This is a genomic window from Sphingopyxis sp. DBS4 (genome assembly GCF_024628865.1).
Taxonomy (GTDB): Bacteria; Pseudomonadota; Alphaproteobacteria; order Sphingomonadales; family Sphingomonadaceae; genus Sphingopyxis.
Map to the genome: position 1 here is coordinate 2,224,425 of NZ_CP102384.1, position 14,336 is coordinate 2,238,760.

A 14,336-nucleotide genomic window follows, 5' to 3' on the forward strand; every position below is an offset into this window, starting at 1 on the left:
GGTCAGCGAGCCGCCATGCGCACCGGCTTTGCCGCCGCCGCCCACTGGATGCTTTCGCTGCCGCCCATCTGGCGGATGAAACACACCTGCCCCTTGGCCTTGAGTTCGCCGCATAGCTTCGACGCATCGGCGCGGGTCGCAAGGCCGTTGACGGTCAGGCGATAGAAGGTGCGGCCGTTCACCACCGCGGCGTGGCTCGACGCCGGATAATTGCCGAGCATCGCGCTCCGCTGCTTCAGCACGCCCCATTTCTCCTTGGCGATGCCCAGGCTGTCATAGGCGCCGAGTTGCACCGCCCAGCCCGAAGGCTTTTTGGCGTCGAAAGCCATCGCCCGCGGCAGGATCTTCGTCGCCAGTTCGAGCGCTTGCCTTTGCGCCGGGCGGATCGCCTCGACATGGTCGCCCGCGACGCGCGGCGCGGCGCGATAGGGCTTGGCGTCGGCCAGGATGATCTCGGCCGGCTTCGGCTGCGGCAGTTCGGTGACCGGCACCACGCCGTTTTCGTCGCGCGCCGGCATCGGCAGTTCGACGGTGCGGATCGGGCCCGGCGCGGCCGAGGCCAGAACCGGTGCGGCCTCGACGGGCGGCGGCGGCGCAAAGGCCGCGACAGGCGCCGGGTCGGCGCTTGCCAGTTGGACGGGCGCATCGGCGGCGGCCATTTCGGTACCGCTGTAGTTGCTCAGCGCCAGGCGCACCGGCATCCCGGCATCGGCCCGCGCCGCGGTGCCGAGCAGGCTGGCGACACGCATCCCGGCATCGGGCTGTTCGGCGAGTTTCGACCATTCGAGCATCCGCGCCTCGACCTTGTCGAGCGACAGATCCTGCGCGGCGAGGATGCGCGCCTGTGCCCAGCGGCCCGACAGCGCGAACGCGAGCGCCAGATTCTGCCGCGTCCGCGCGGTGGCGTCGGGCGCCCGCGCGGCTTCGGTCAGCATGTAGATCGCCGAATTGGTGTCGCCGGTCAGCGCGAGCGCGAGCCCCATGTCCGACGCCGGAACGACGTTGAAATTGCGCTTCAGCAGGTCGTTTGCCTGATCATTCTTGCCCTGCGCGATATAGGCGAGAGTCAGCGCGATGACGGTGTTGCCGTCCTTCGCGCCCAATTCCATCGCGTCGCTCAGCGCCGAGGTCGCCGACGAAAAGCGCCCGTCGTTCAGATAAGCCTGGCCGAGCAACGCGCGATAGGTCGCGTCGCGGGGGCTCGCGGCGACTGCGGCTTCGGCGAGCGCCACCGCCTTGGTCGGCTTGCCGGCCTCCAGCGCGTCGCGTGCCTTGTCGGCGGCCTTGGCGGCGGTCGCGGGCGCGCGGTTCGATTCGGGCGCGGCGTTCGCCATCTTCGCCATCCCGCTGCATCCGGTGACGACGCTCAGCGCGAAACCCGAAACCGCGAGGTTCTTCAGCAATTTGCGGTTCATCGAAAGTCCCCCCATCTCGTTCAGGACGCCTGTGTCCGGCGCGTCGGCCGCGCCGCCGGCAGGCGGCTCGCCATCGCGTCGATCTCGGGCAGCGAGGCCAGATAGTCGTCGAGCAGGTCGGTCAGGATGACCTGCGACGAGCGGTTCGTCACCGCGCTCGCGAGGCGCAAGCGCAGGTGGCGCTCGGCGTCGAGGCGCAGCGTGAAGGCCGCCTTCTCGCGCGCCCGCAGCGCGCGCGGCGCGCGCTCCTTCTTCGCTTGCGGCGCGGGTCGCGTCTCCACCTTGCGCGCGACGGCGGCGACGCGGTCGAGCAAAGATTCCTGCTGGCGCACGATTTCGGGCACGTCGATCGCTTCCGGGGTCGCTTCGGGCTCGAACCCGGCGGCGAGCGCATCGGTCAGTTCGTGACCCACCGACTCCTCGACCGCATGTTCGGCCTCCGCATTATGCGTCAGCACCGATCCGGCGAGAAGCGGCTTCAGGTCGACCATGCGCGCGGGTTCGGCCGCGGCATTCTGGTCGGGATCGACGTCATAGCCCATGTCGTTCCAGCCAAGGTCGTCATAGCCTTCGCCGGTCATCGGCGCGGCGGCGCCCATGCCCAGCGGCGCGCGGCGCATCGCGGGACGCGCGCCGCCTTTGCGGGCGAGCAGTCCGGCGGACAGCGAAGCGAGAGGTTTGGGTTCGCCCATCATTCCGCTCCCCTTACTGGCCCGCGATGCGGCGGCCGAAGCCACCGCCCATCGGGCGGACCGTGCCGTAACCCGGCTGCGCGGGCATCGGTGAGGAGAAGATGGTGCGGCGGAAATTCTTTTCGAGCCGGTCGTTGACATAGGTCCAGAGCTGGCGGATTTCCTCGGCCGAGCGGCCATTGGGATCGACCTCCATCACCGTGCGGCCGTCGATCATCGACGCGGCATAGTCGGTGCGATGGTGCAGCGTGATCGGCGCCACGGTGCCGTGCTGCGACAGCGCGACCGCGGCCTCGCTGGTGATCTTCGCCTTGGGCGTGGCGCCGTTGACGACGAACACCAGCGGCTTGCCCGCGCGTTCGCACAGGTCGACGGTTGCGCCGACGGCGCGCAGGTCATGCGGGCTCGGCCGCGTCGGAACGATGATCAGTTCGGCGACGCCGATGACGCTCTGGATCGCCATGGTGATCGCGGGCGGCGTGTCGATGACCGCCAGTTTGAAACCCTGCTGTCGCAGGATTTCGAGGTCGGAGGCGAGCCGCGCGACGGTGGTCTGCGCAAAGGCCGGAAGGTCGGTTTCGCGCTCGTTCCACCAGTCGGCGAGCGAGCCTTGCGGGTCGATATCGATCAGCACGACCGGCCCGGCGCCGGCAAGCTGCGCCTGCACCGCCAGGTGCCCCGACAGGGTGGTCTTGCCCGACCCGCCTTTCTGTGAAGCCAATGCCAAAACGCGCACTGATGTCCCCCTCGACAATCTGAAATCGGCGACGGGATGCCATGCGGGGCGCTAAAATTGAGTTAACGATGATAAAAAGAAGGTGAACGACCTGCGCACATCCATGGTAAACGGACCGTTGATACCATTGTGTCCCGATCCGGCACGGAGTCGGTTTGCCCCTGGATGATGCTAACGCGCTGTTAGCCCTTTATGGGTAGGGCACCGTCCCGGGGACTGCCGGCGCCCGTCGCGCGCCGCAAGTCATTGGAGAATCGACATGCCTTCTTTCCGCGCCGCCACGTTCCTGGCCCTGCCGCTCCTCGCGCTCGCCGCGCCCGCGCACGCCGACGTCAAGGCCGGTGTCGAGGCCTGGCAGGCGGGCGACTATCAGCAGGCGGTCGCCGAATGGCGGCCGCTTGCGGTTGCTGGCGACGCCGACGCCGAATTCAATCTCGGCCAGGCCTACAAGCTCGGCCGCGGGGTTCCCGCCGACCTCGGCCAGGCCGAAAGCTGGTATCGCCGCGCCGCGAAGCAGGGCCATCTCCAGGCCGAGGACAATCTCGGCCTCATCCTCTTCACCGCGAACAAGCGCGATGAAGCGATGCCCTATATCAAGGCGTCGGCGGCGCGCGGCGAACCGCGCGCGCAATATGTCCTCGGCACCGCGATGTTCAACGGCGACTATGCCACGAAGGACTGGCCGCGCGCCTATGCCCTGACCAAGCGCGCGAGCGACGCGGGGCTCGGCATCGCCTCGGCGCGGCTCGTCCAGCTCGACAATCTGATCCCGCTCGACCAGCGGCAGGCGGGGCTCGCGATGCTGCCTGCGATCGAAAAGGACGAAGCACGCGCGCGCCTCGCCGCGGTCAATGCCGCCGCGCCCGAGCCCGCAAAGTCGGCTCCGTCGCCGATCCGGACCGCGAGCCTTCCCGTCTCGACCCCCGGCGCCACCTACACCCCGCCGCCGGTGATCGCCCCGGCCAAATCCGCACCGACGCTCTCGACCCCGGCCGCCGTCGCCGCCGCGACCGCCGCCAGCGAAGCGACCGCCGCCGCCACCGCGGCCAAGGGCGGTGCCCCCGGAACCACTTACGCCGCGCCGCCCGAAAGCGGCAAGCTGCCGCCGAAGCCCGAAGAGAAACCCGCGGCGGCCCCGAAACCCGCGCCGCAGCCGGCGAAAGCCGCCGTTGCCGTCCACAGCGGCACCAGTCCGTGGCGCGCCCAGTTCGGCGCCTTCGGAGTCGAAGCGAACGCCCGCAGCCTCTGGAAAAGCCTCGAAAAATCCTACCCCGCCCTCGCCGGGCGCACGCCCGTCTATACCAAGGCCGGCGCTGTCACCCGCCTCCAGACCGCCGGTTTCGCGAGCAAGGCCGACGCCGAAAACCTCTGCGCGGCGGTCCGCAAAGGCGGCCAGGCGTGCCTGGTGGTGAGCCAATAGTTCGGCCTTCTCTGGGGCCTGCGCTACGCCGCCTCAGGGAATGACTCTCTTGTCATTGAGGAAATCGACATCGGGATTCTCCCCGATGAAGGTCGATATGTAATCCACATAGGGGAATTCGCCGCCCCAGCCCGGCTTCGTGAACGCGGGCGGGGTATCGACGAAGGCCTTGCGCCACGCCTTATAGTCGTCAAACCACAGTTCCTCGACGCGGCCGTAGCGCGGCCGGTTGTCGGGGGCGAGCTTCTCCGCCGCCGTGGCCGGGTCGGCCGGATCCTCGAGGGTGCGATAACCGAAATATCGCCGCAAGCCCGGCACTTTCGCCATTTCCGGGACGTGCGTGCCGAGCAGCCATTTGTCGCCCTCCGCCTCGCTGACCCCCGCGGGATAGCGGAAATAGATCACCCAGCGAAAATAGGGAGTTTCCTTGGGCGGTACCCGCCCCTGAAGATAGACTTGCTGGGGATTGACCGGGACGATCACCGGCTGCGACCGCGCGAAGGAGCGGTCCGCCCAGCCGCCGGGCGGCGGATCGAGCATGTCGACGAGCGGATTATTCTTTCGGCCCTCGGCGAAATCGCCGAGGCTGTCGTAATAGATTTCGGTCATCCGCCCGCGCCACACATGATAGCGCCGGGCGACGTCGTCGGGCACGATGTAACTGCGATAGGACAGATAATTCTTCTGCCAGGCGCGCATGGCGCGATGCATCTGCTGCGAATGATAGGTCATGTACCAGCGATCGAGCGCGCCCAGGTTGGTGAGGTCGGGAACGTCGATCATGATGTAAATCTTGACGGCTTTCGGGTCCGCCGTGTCCGCCCTCGCCGGAGTCCCGGCCGAAAAGGCCGCCGCGAGGACCAGGCCCAATCCGATCATCCATGTCCGCATCGCGGCATCTCCTTCATGCTGCGGTCAGCCCCCCAGGCCCAAAGCGACGAGCTTGTGCGGCCACACGCGGAATCCCATCGCGTAGACGATCCGCTGCTGCCCATCGATCGAATAGGTCATCGGCGCGCCGAGCACATGGCCGGGGAGCGGCGTTTCCGCCACCAGCTCGCCGGTCAGCTTGTCATAGGCGCGCAGCACCTTCTTCGCGTGGCGGGGGTCGTGCGGCCCCTCGCCGACGAAAAGCAAGGTCTTGGTCGCCAGCGGCGCGGTACGCTGCTCCGACCCGATCCACCCGAGCTTGAACGGCGCGAAACGCGGGTCGTCGGTTGCCCCCGGCCCGTTGGCACACATCCACAGATGTTTGCCCGTATTGAGATCGATCGCCGTGATCCGGCTGTAGGGCGGCTTGATCAGCGGCAGCCCCGCCGGACCGTTCACCACCCCCGCCGCGCCCGCGATCTCGGTATTCACGGGCCCGGCGGTCGCCAGCTTGCCATTGTCGTCGAGCGCGAGTTGCGAGACCGAGGAGTGCGAGGTGACATAGAGAATCCCGGTCTCGGGATCGACCGCCGCCCCCTGCCAATTGGCGCCGCCGGTCCACGTCGGATGGATCAGGGTCGGCGTCCTGCCGACCGGCGTGTAAAGCGGGCCGTAGCGATAGCGCGACAATATCCGCTTCGCCTCTTCCTTGATCTCCGGCGTGAAGTCGACGAGCAGATCCTCGCTCATGCCCTGCGATTCGAACGGCGGCGGCCAGGTCGGATGCGGCTGGGTGGGCGCGCTATGCTCGGTCGCGAGCTCGCTTTGCGGGACCGGCCGCTCCTCGATCGGCCAGACCGGCTTGCCGTTGGTCCGGTCGAAGACGAACAGATATCCCTGCTTGGTCGCCTGCGCGACCGCCTTGATCGGCTGGCCGTCGACGATGATGTCGACGAGGTTGGGCGCGCACGGCAGGTCATAGTCCCACAGGTCGTGGTGGACGCACTGATAATGCCAGCGGCGCTTGCCCGTCTCGATGTCGAGCGCGATCAGGCTGTTGGCGAACAGATTGTCGCCCGGGCGGCGCCCGCCATAGACATTGTCGGTCGCGCAGGTGCCGGGCAGATAGACGAGCCCAAGCTCTTCATCGGCGCTCATCGGCGCCCAGATGTTCGCGTTGCCGTTCCGTTCGGCGCTTCCGCCGTGCCAACTGTCGTATCCGAACTCGCCCTTCGTCGGCACCGTGTGAAAGGTCCAGCGCAGCGCCCCCGTGCGCGCGTCGAACCCGCGCACGTCGCCGGGCGGCATGATCGGCAGCACGGGCTGATCGTCGATATAGCCGCCGACCACCACCATGTTTCGCGCGATCAACGGCGGGCCGAAACAGCCGTAAAGCACGCTCGGCTTCGTCGGAACGGGCCGTTGCAGCCCGACCCTGCGCAGATCGATCTCCCCATTGGTGCCGAAATCGGCAATGGGCGTCCCGGTCGCGGCATCGAGCGCGATCAGCCGGGCATCGCAGGTGGCGAGGAAGATGCGGCGGTCGTCGCCGTCGGCCCAATAGGCGACGCCGCGATGCTGAAAGCCCTTGGTGCTCGGCTTGCCGTTGGTCCAGGCTTCGGGATTATAGACCCAGATCGTCCGGCCGGTGCGCGCGTCGATCGCCGCTGCCTGGCTCATCGCGGTGGCGACATAGAGGACGTCGTCGACCATGATCGGCGTGACCTGGAATTCGCCGGGCCGAAGGTCGGGATGCGCGGCGATGATGTCGCGATCGGGCGATTCCCATTCCCAGACGACCTGCAACTGCGCAGCGTTGGTGCGATCGATCTGCGCGAGCGGCGAATATTTGGCCGAGCTGTTAAGCCCGCCGTATACGGGCCAATCGGTGCGCAGGGCATCGGCGGCGGGCCCGCGCGGCTTGCCCGCCTTCGCGCGCGCGAAGGCGACGCCGGGCATGGCGAGACCGCTCGCTCCGGCAAGCAGGAAGGTTCGGCGCGACAGGGCCTTGTTCATGGCTTTTCTCCGAACGCGCGGCGGGGTTCCGGATGGAGCGAGCGGCGCGTGATGAGCACGGTGGCGCGGGCCGCGCCGGCGGCAACGTCGCGTTGGCGCGACTTGATCGCCGCGGCCATCAGTTGATGGGCGTAGAGCGATTCGATCTCGGACTCGACCGAACCGGGCCGGTGCAGCCGTTGCTGCCACAGCGCCAATCGTCCGACATGGATCAGCATGCGCTGCGCGATCAGGCTTCCCGAATGCTGACCGACGAAAGCGCCGATCGTGAAGGATATCTGGTACATCTTCCCTTTGTCGGCGGTGTCGGGCAACAGCGCGGCGTCGCCGGGAACCAGGCGATCGAGCTCGGCAAAGGCTGTTTCGGGCATGCGCTCGGCGGCCAGCGCGGCGCAGCGGGCGTAAACATCCTCGAGGATGCCGAGAATGTCGAGGAACTGGTCGATATCGATATTGGTGACGCGCGCGCCGCGCCACGGCAGAATCTCGACGAAGCCGACCTGCGCGGCGAGCCGCAACGCCTCGCGCGCCGACGGGCGGCTGACCTGATAGCGATCGGCGATTTCCTGCTCGCGCAGCGGCATTCCGGGCTGAAGCCGCTGGACGATGATCTCGCGGATCAGCGCTTCCGACAGCCACGCGTCGGTGGTCCGGTTGTCGCCCGCGCCCTTGGCCCTGATCGCCTTCTTCGCCATCATCCGCAAACCAGAACCATTTATTGCAATCCGATCGATCCGAGGAATTTGTCGGCCGCATCGGTGTAAGCGCCCTTGGTTCCGAGCAGTGCGTTGATCTCGCCGTGCGTCATGTCGACCGGGAAGGTCGTGATCCGTGCGCCCAGCGCCTGCGCCCGCTTCGCGAACTCCTCTGCCGGGGGGCAGGCGTCGGCGCGCTTCGACGAACAGACGAGCAGCATCGGCGTCGGCGCGGTCTTGAGCCGCAGGGTCGGCGATGCCGCGCTCCACAAGGCCCGGTCGGTTCCGAACGCCCGGTCATAGAGGTCGAAATGCCGCCGCTCCATGACCGCGACGACATCATAGGCCGCGCTGTCGAGCGCGATCGTGCCGAGCCAGGGCTTGGCGCCCGCGTCGCGGGCGATCTCGGGCGCCGCCGCGAGCAGCGAGACCAGATGCGCGCCCGCCGAATGGCCCATCAGGACGACGCGCGCCGGATCGCCGCCCCATTTCGCGGCATGGCTCTGGACATAGGCCAGCGCGTCGGCGACGTCGCCCGCCTGCGCGAGGGGATCGGCGCTCGGCACCATCCGATAGTTCACCGACACCAAGATATAGCCCTTCGGCAGCCAGTGATTCACCTTGTTGTCGACGACGGGCGGGCGCGCCTTGTCGCCGCGCCACCAGCCGCCGCCGTGCACCATCACCAGGATCGGAGCGCGTTCGGCCTTCGCCGGCCGGTAGAGGTCGAGGCGCTGCGCCGGGTCGCTGCCATAAGCGATGTCGCGTTCGATCCGGGTGCCGGCGGGCGGCGGAACATGCTTCATCGGCGCCTCGTCCGCCCACGCCCCCGCACGGGCGAAGCCGCGTTGCTGGGCCGCCGCGCCCGCACCGATCACCGCGCACGCCGCCAAGGCGCCGGCGAGAAGAAATTTGGTCGTTGCCGTCATTGTCGACTCCTATCGATGTCGCGCCCATCGCGCGGCGATGCGCTCAGCGGACCATGTCCATCAGGGGCAGCCAGAGCTGCTGATCGAAATCCTTGTCGGTTGCGGCCGCGCCGGTCGCGGCGCATGGTATCGCGCCCGCCGTCAGAGCCGCCCTTCCCCGCCCGCGCGCCAGTCGCCACCCGCGCCATCGCATCTCAGAAGGCGACCTTGATGCTGCCGCCATATTCGCGCGGCGAGTTATAGAAATTATTGTTGCTCACGGTTTGCAGCAGATAGACGCGGTCGCCGACGTTGCGGACGAAGAAGCGGAGTTGCACGCGATCGATCGTCAGGCTCGCGGTAAGATCGACGATCGTGTAGTTGGACAATTTATCGTCGTTGGTGGCGTTGAAATAGCCGCCATGTTCGGTCCGCATATTGGCGCCCAGGCTGGCGACTGCCCGCCCGCCCAGCGGCACCCGCAAGACCCCGCCGAGATTCAATTCGAGGTCGCGCGTCTGGTTCGCCCGATTGCCGGACAGATCGACGAGCGTGCCGGTATTGTCGAGGATCATAGCCCCCTTGTCGAAGCGCCCGTCGCTGGTCGACACCGCCGCGTTGAGGTCGAGCCGGCCAAAGCCGAGATCGATCCGCCCGCGCGTTTCGAGCTCGATGCCATAGATGCGATTGCCGCCGACATTCTGCAGGATGAACTGCGGATTGGTGATGCTCGCCGCGGTCAGCGACTGCACGTTGCGGGTTTCGGTGTAATAGGCCGCGAGATTGACCGTCCAGGCGCGGTCGAAGAATTCGGCCTTCCAGCCAAACTCGCCGCCATAGACATATTCGGGATCATAGGGGATCAGCTTTTCGGCATCGGGGATGTCGGCCGGAATGCTGGTGTTGAAACCGCCGGGGCGATAGCCCGTGGCGAAGCGCGCATAGATCATCTGCGCATCGTTGAACTTGTAGCGCAGCGTCGCGGTCGGCAGGACGCGGGTCCAGCTTTGCCGCATGTCGAACGACGTCGTGTTGGTCAGCGAACTGCTGTTGCTGGCCGAACGATCGAAATCGATGCTCTTGCGGTCGCTCTGCACGCGCAGCTCAAGGTCGAGATTGAGCTTGGGCGTGATATCATAGCCCAGGGTCGCATAGGCCGCGAACGAGCGCAGTTTCTCGATGCTGAGGTCGCTGCGGAACTGGCGCCGCAACGCGACGGGGGTCGCCGAACCATCGACGATGACGACGTCGTTGGATTTGTTGATCAGCCCGTCGATCCCGACGACCCACGACCAGCGCCCGCCCGACCGCGGCGAGGCGAGATAGATTTGCGCGCCGCCGTTCTCGAAGCTTTCCTTCTCGTTGTTGCGCAGCGTCACCGGCTGGCCGCCGAGAATGACGCCCTTGTAACCGAGGAAATGATCATAATCCTCGTCGTACCGGCTGCCCGTCCGGTGCTTGTAATCGAAGTTGAAATGCCAGTCGCCATAGCCGGTGGCGACCGTGGTATCCCAATAAAGCGCGCGTTGCTTGATATGGGCATAGGCCTCGGTACTCAGCACGCGCTCGAAAATGCCGGGATCGAGCGGGTCGCCATTGTAGAGCGTCTCCCGATAGCCGAGGCTGCCGAAGCCCGGCGTCCGGCTGTAATAATTCTCGAACGTCAGCCGCGTATCGACGCTGTCCGACGGTTTCCACGCCAGCGCCGCGCGCAGCCCGGTGCTGCTGCTCTGGTCGACGATGTGGCCGGTGGTGACGTTGGTGATGTGGCCGTCGTTCTGGTCGATCACGAATCCGCCCACGCGCGCGGCCAGCTTGCCCTCGACCAGCGGAACGTTGACCACGCCTTCGAGGTCGAGCGCTTCGACGCTGTCGTAACCGGCGCTCACCCATCCATTCGCATCGTCCAACCCCGGCTTGTTCGCGATCGCGTTGAGCGACCCGCCCACCGCGTTGCGGCCATAGAGCGCGCCTTGCGGGCCGCGCAGGACCTCGAGCCGCTGAAGGTCGAACAGGTCGAGCCGCGTGAGCGTGCGGCCGCCGAACTTGCCGCCCGCGGCATAATGGCCGTCGCGATAGATGCCGGTGGCGCTTTCCGACGAACTGATCCGCCCGCCGCCCTGCCCGCGAATCGAGACGTCGCCGATGAAGGCGGGGCCGCTGGTGACGAGCGTCGCGCCGGGGATCTGGCGGATCATGCTCGCGGCATCGTCGACGAGGAGGTCGGACAATTGCTCGCCGCCGATCGCGGTGATCGCGGCGGGGACGTCCTGCGCGGTTTCCGCGACGCGGCGCGCCGTGACGACGATATCCTGATCGTTCGGCGCCGCCCCGGACGCGCCGGAGGCCGTTTGCGCAAATGCCGGCGCCGCAATTGCCAAAGCGATCGCCCCTGCACTGACCCCGATCAGTCTTCTCTTGCCCATATCACCCTCCCATCGGTTTGTTTGCGCCCTTGTCATATAATCTTCCATTATTGTCAAACGATATGAAGATGGAGTAACGCCATCCTCCAGCCGCCTCGCGGTTCTATCCTCGATATATTTTATAAAAATCCCTTATATTTCCATAAATTCCGGTGACAGACGGAGCATGGCTATTGACCTTCGCCTATAATTATTGTTAGACAAAATTGCATCGACGGACAATAAACACCACGGGGAGAGGTCGAGATGCTGGATCGCAGACATTTGCTGGCGGCGGGCGCTGCGGCGATCGGCGGGACCGTTTTCGGGGGCCGGGCCCTTGCCGCGACGCCGTCGCTTCGCGCTGCGGCGCGCGATGCCTGGCTCTATTCGGTCCCGTTGATCGAGGTGGCGAATGTGCGGCGGCGAATCCTCACCAAGGGTCCGGCGAACCATTTCGTCCACAACCGCAACCTGACCAACATCCAGACGCAGAAGGTGACGTCGCCGAACAACGACACCATGTATTCGCATGCGATGCTCGATCTTGCGGCCGGGCCGGTCGAATTGACGCTGCCCGCGACCGGCGACCGCTATTTTTCGGTGCAACTGGTCGACATGTATACCAATACGGTCGCGGTGCTGGGCACGCGCACCACCGGGGGGGACGGCGGGCGGTTCATCGTCGCGGGGCCCCATGGCGATGCCCCCGCCAATGCGATCCGGACCCCGTCCGACTGGGCCTTCCTCCTCGCGCGGGCGCTGGTCGACGGCCCGTCGGACGTCGCCGCGGTTCGCGCCGTGCAGGACGGGCTGGCGATCGAGGGGGCGGGCGGCCCCGCCCCGACAATCGCGGTGCCCGCACGCGACGCGCCGTGGCGCGACTATTTCGCCGGAGCAGCGGCGTTGATCGCCGAATCGCCGCCGCCGGTGACCGACGACGCGCTGTTCGACCGGATCGCGCCGCTCGGGCTCACCCGCTCCGGCTTTCGGCCGCCCGATTTCCCGGCGGAAGCGATCCGCGAGATCGAAGCGGGACTCGCCGAGGCCCGCGCGATCGCCGCGCAGTCGCAGCTCGGCAAATTGACCAGGGACGGCTGGGCTTATCCGCCGTGGGATCTCGGCCGTTTCGAACAGGATTATGAATTTCGCGCCCAGATCGCGGTGAGCGGCCTGTTCGCCTTGCCGCTCGAGGAGGCCTTCTATACCCGCTCGACCGGCGACGCCCCCGACGGCCTGTTCCACGGCGACCGCTATCACCTGCATTTCGCGCCCGGTGCGCTGCCGCCCGTCGATGGTTTCTGGTCGATGACGCTTTACGAAGCGACCGGCGACGGGCAATTTTTCTTCACGCCCAATCCGATCGAGCGCTACGCGATCGGCGACCGCACCGAGGGGCTTGTCCGCAATCGCGACGGCTCGATCGATATCTGGATCGCCCGCCAGGATCCCGGCCCCGCGCGCCGGGCCAACTGGCTTCCCGCGCCAGAGGCCAAGCCGTTTGTGCTCTCGATGCGCGCCTATGTGCCGCAAGCGCCACTATTGAACGGAGTTTATCATTTTCCGCCGCTCGCTCGATATGGCTGAGCTTGCGTGGGCAATCACCTGATACCGCTCGATTATACACTCTCAACTTGGGGAGATGACCGATGATTGACGATTGCCGACACCGATTTTCGCGCCCCCGCGATCGCCGCGTCGAAACAGCGCTGGCCGGCGTCGCGGCCTTGTTTCTCGCCGCCTGCGGGGAGGGATCGGACTATGCGGCGATCGCCGACGCCCCGGTCATCGTGCCCCAAACGCTTGCGGCGACGCGAAGCACGCTCGTTACCCCGCCGACCCCGACCGGCCTGTTCGTCAACCCCGCCTATGACGATGCGACCGGCGACACATCGGCCTATATCGGCTGGGATTCCGCCCCCGGCGCCACCGGCTACCGCGTGCGTTACAAGATCAACGGCGGCACGCTGCACGTCAACACGGTCGGCGCGACGCCGGGGACGCAATTGACCGGGCTGAGCCCCGGCGATCAGCTGACGGTCACCGTCGTCGCCTTTTCGTCGGGCGGACTGTCGTCCGCCACCGATCCGGTAAACGCGACGCTGCCGCACGCCCGGACCACCGCCGAAGACACCAACTATAACAATGCCGCCGACTATTCGGAGGAGGCCTCGAACGGCGGGGTCGCGGTGGTTGTGCTGCAGCACGGCCGAAAGGTCTTTGAACGTTATGCGGACGGCTACAACAACGAACCGCATATTCTGGCGAGCGGCACCAAGAGCTTCAGTTGCGCACTCGAAGCCTTTGCCGAGCAGGACGGGTTTCTGAACCTCACGACCAACGTCTCGTCGCGCATCACCGACTGGCAGAGCGATCCCGACAAATCGCCGATCACCGTGCTCCACCTGCTCGGTCTCAATTCCGGAATGCACGGCAATCCGGCCTATTCGCCGCGGACGGTGCCCACACTCGATACCTATAATCTCGCGGTCAACGAAATCGACAGCGGCAATCCGGCGGGGGGCAATGCGTTCATCTATGACCCGCTGTCGTTCCAGAATTTCGCGCTGCTGTTCCAGATATCGTCCGGCGGCACCTACGGCAGCGGCGGCGCCGTCACCGGGGGCACCGACCCGGTCGATTATCTGCAGACGAAATTATTCACGCCGCTTGGCATCGCATCCACCTCCTATGGCTGGACCCGCGACGTGCAAGGGCACCCCCAGATGGCCGGAGGCGCATCGTTCAGCGCAACCGACTGGCTGAAATACGGGCAGTTCATGCTGCAGAAGGGCACGTGGCAAAGCGCTCGTCATCTGCCGGCGGCAACGGTCGATTATTGCACCGCCGGCACCGGGACGGGCGGCTATACGAATCCTTCCTTTCATGGCTACGGACTGACCTGGTGGCTGAACCGCCATTATGACGGCACCTATGACGACGACGTCGATATCGTCCCCGCCGCCGCGCTGCCGATCGATCCCGACGACGACCAGATCGCGCCCGACGTTCCCGAGGATATGTATATGGCGGCGGGCGCGGGATTTCAGCGGCTCTACGTCATCCCGTCGCTCGATCTCGTCGTAGTCCGTTTCGCGGACGACTCGGCATCGTCGGATTATTCGGACAATATATTCCTCGGCAAGCTGATCGGGACGGTGTCGTAAATGCCGGCACAT

The 14,336-nt window shown here is 66.4% G+C and carries 11 protein-coding genes; 3 read left to right on the top strand and 8 right to left on the bottom strand.

Going from position 1 to position 14,336, the window contains the following annotated elements:
• Nucleotides 1-2 precede the first annotated feature (2 nt).
• From NP825_RS10630 to NP825_RS10640, 3 genes are read right to left on the bottom strand one after another with little or no spacing between them, the layout of a single operon-like run.
• Nucleotides 3-1,415, bottom strand: a complete 1,413-nt coding sequence (locus NP825_RS10630; protein WP_257543173.1) for an SPOR domain-containing protein — start codon at nucleotides 1,413-1,415, stop codon at nucleotides 3-5.
• Nucleotides 1,416-1,435: 20 nt separating this feature from the next.
• Complete coding sequence (locus tag NP825_RS10635; RefSeq protein ID WP_257543175.1) at nucleotides 1,436-2,107, bottom strand: hypothetical protein; 672 nt, start codon at nucleotides 2,105-2,107, stop codon at nucleotides 1,436-1,438.
• 13 nt (nucleotides 2,108-2,120) lie between these two features.
• Nucleotides 2,121-2,843: a ParA family protein gene (locus tag NP825_RS10640; RefSeq protein WP_257543179.1), complete on the bottom strand. Its 723-nt coding sequence runs from the start codon at nucleotides 2,841-2,843 to the stop codon at nucleotides 2,121-2,123.
• A 259-nt stretch (nucleotides 2,844-3,102) separates the two neighbouring features.
• On the opposite strand from NP825_RS10640, the gene NP825_RS10645 reads away from it, so the two are divergent.
• Complete coding sequence (locus NP825_RS10645; RefSeq protein WP_257543181.1) at nucleotides 3,103-4,263, top strand: SPOR domain-containing protein; 1,161 nt, start codon at nucleotides 3,103-3,105, stop codon at nucleotides 4,261-4,263.
• A gap of 33 nt (nucleotides 4,264-4,296) precedes the next feature.
• Here the strand turns inward: NP825_RS10645 and NP825_RS10650 are convergent, their stop codons facing one another.
• The 5 genes from NP825_RS10650 to NP825_RS10670 all read right to left on the bottom strand — a co-directional run bounded on the left by NP825_RS10650 (nucleotide 4,297) and on the right by NP825_RS10670 (nucleotide 11,178).
• Complete coding sequence (locus NP825_RS10650) at nucleotides 4,297-5,154, bottom strand: hypothetical protein (protein ID WP_257543183.1); 858 nt, start codon at nucleotides 5,152-5,154, stop codon at nucleotides 4,297-4,299.
• 24 nt (nucleotides 5,155-5,178) lie between these two features.
• On the bottom strand, nucleotides 5,179-7,149 hold the full coding sequence (locus NP825_RS10655) for a pyrroloquinoline quinone-dependent dehydrogenase (protein WP_257543185.1): 1,971 nt from the start codon (nucleotides 7,147-7,149) through the stop codon (nucleotides 5,179-5,181).
• Nucleotides 7,146-7,844 (bottom strand): GntR family transcriptional regulator, encoded by a 699-nt coding sequence (locus NP825_RS10660; RefSeq protein ID WP_257543187.1) that lies wholly within the window; start codon nucleotides 7,842-7,844, stop codon nucleotides 7,146-7,148. Before NP825_RS10660 ends, NP825_RS10655 begins: the two co-directional genes overlap by 4 nt.
• Nucleotides 7,845-7,864: 20 nt before the next feature.
• Nucleotides 7,865-8,773, bottom strand: coding sequence for an alpha/beta hydrolase (locus NP825_RS10665; protein ID WP_257543189.1), 909 nt, complete (start codon nucleotides 8,771-8,773; stop codon nucleotides 7,865-7,867).
• A 194-nt stretch (nucleotides 8,774-8,967) separates the two neighbouring features.
• Nucleotides 8,968-11,178, bottom strand: coding sequence for a TonB-dependent receptor (locus NP825_RS10670; RefSeq protein ID WP_257543191.1), 2,211 nt, complete (start codon nucleotides 11,176-11,178; stop codon nucleotides 8,968-8,970).
• Between the two features lie 246 nt (nucleotides 11,179-11,424).
• On the opposite strand from NP825_RS10670, the gene NP825_RS10675 reads away from it, so the two are divergent.
• Both NP825_RS10675 and NP825_RS10680 read left to right on the top strand, forming a co-directional pair.
• Nucleotides 11,425-12,744 (top strand): DUF1254 domain-containing protein, encoded by a 1,320-nt coding sequence (locus NP825_RS10675; RefSeq protein ID WP_257543193.1) that lies wholly within the window; start codon nucleotides 11,425-11,427, stop codon nucleotides 12,742-12,744.
• Nucleotides 12,745-12,806: 62 nt separating this feature from the next.
• A complete protein-coding gene (locus NP825_RS10680; protein WP_257543198.1) occupies nucleotides 12,807-14,324 on the top strand; it encodes a serine hydrolase in 1,518 nt (505 codons plus the stop codon).
• The last annotated feature ends 12 nt before the right edge of the window (nucleotides 14,325-14,336 follow it).

Excerpts from the sequence above, each read along its gene's own strand:
- NP825_RS10680 (WP_257543198.1), top strand. The coding sequence starts at position 12,807 with ATGATTGACGATTGCCGACACCGATTTTCGCGCCCCCGCGATCGCCGC.
- NP825_RS10670 (WP_257543191.1), bottom strand. The coding sequence starts at position 11,178 with ATGGGCAAGAGAAGACTGATCGGGGTCAGTGCAGGGGCGATCGCTTTG.
- NP825_RS10660 (WP_257543187.1), bottom strand. The coding sequence starts at position 7,844 with ATGGCGAAGAAGGCGATCAGGGCCAAGGGCGCGGGCGACAACCGGACC.
- NP825_RS10650 (WP_257543183.1), bottom strand. The coding sequence starts at position 5,154 with ATGCGGACATGGATGATCGGATTGGGCCTGGTCCTCGCGGCGGCCTTT.
- NP825_RS10635 (WP_257543175.1), bottom strand. The coding sequence starts at position 2,107 with ATGGGCGAACCCAAACCTCTCGCTTCGCTGTCCGCCGGACTGCTCGCC.
- NP825_RS10645 (WP_257543181.1), top strand. The coding sequence starts at position 3,103 with ATGCCTTCTTTCCGCGCCGCCACGTTCCTGGCCCTGCCGCTCCTCGCG.
- NP825_RS10630 (WP_257543173.1), bottom strand. The coding sequence starts at position 1,415 with ATGAACCGCAAATTGCTGAAGAACCTCGCGGTTTCGGGTTTCGCGCTG.
- NP825_RS10655 (WP_257543185.1), bottom strand. The coding sequence starts at position 7,149 with ATGAACAAGGCCCTGTCGCGCCGAACCTTCCTGCTTGCCGGAGCGAGC.
- NP825_RS10675 (WP_257543193.1), top strand. The coding sequence starts at position 11,425 with ATGCTGGATCGCAGACATTTGCTGGCGGCGGGCGCTGCGGCGATCGGC.
- NP825_RS10665 (WP_257543189.1), bottom strand. The coding sequence starts at position 8,773 with ATGACGGCAACGACCAAATTTCTTCTCGCCGGCGCCTTGGCGGCGTGC.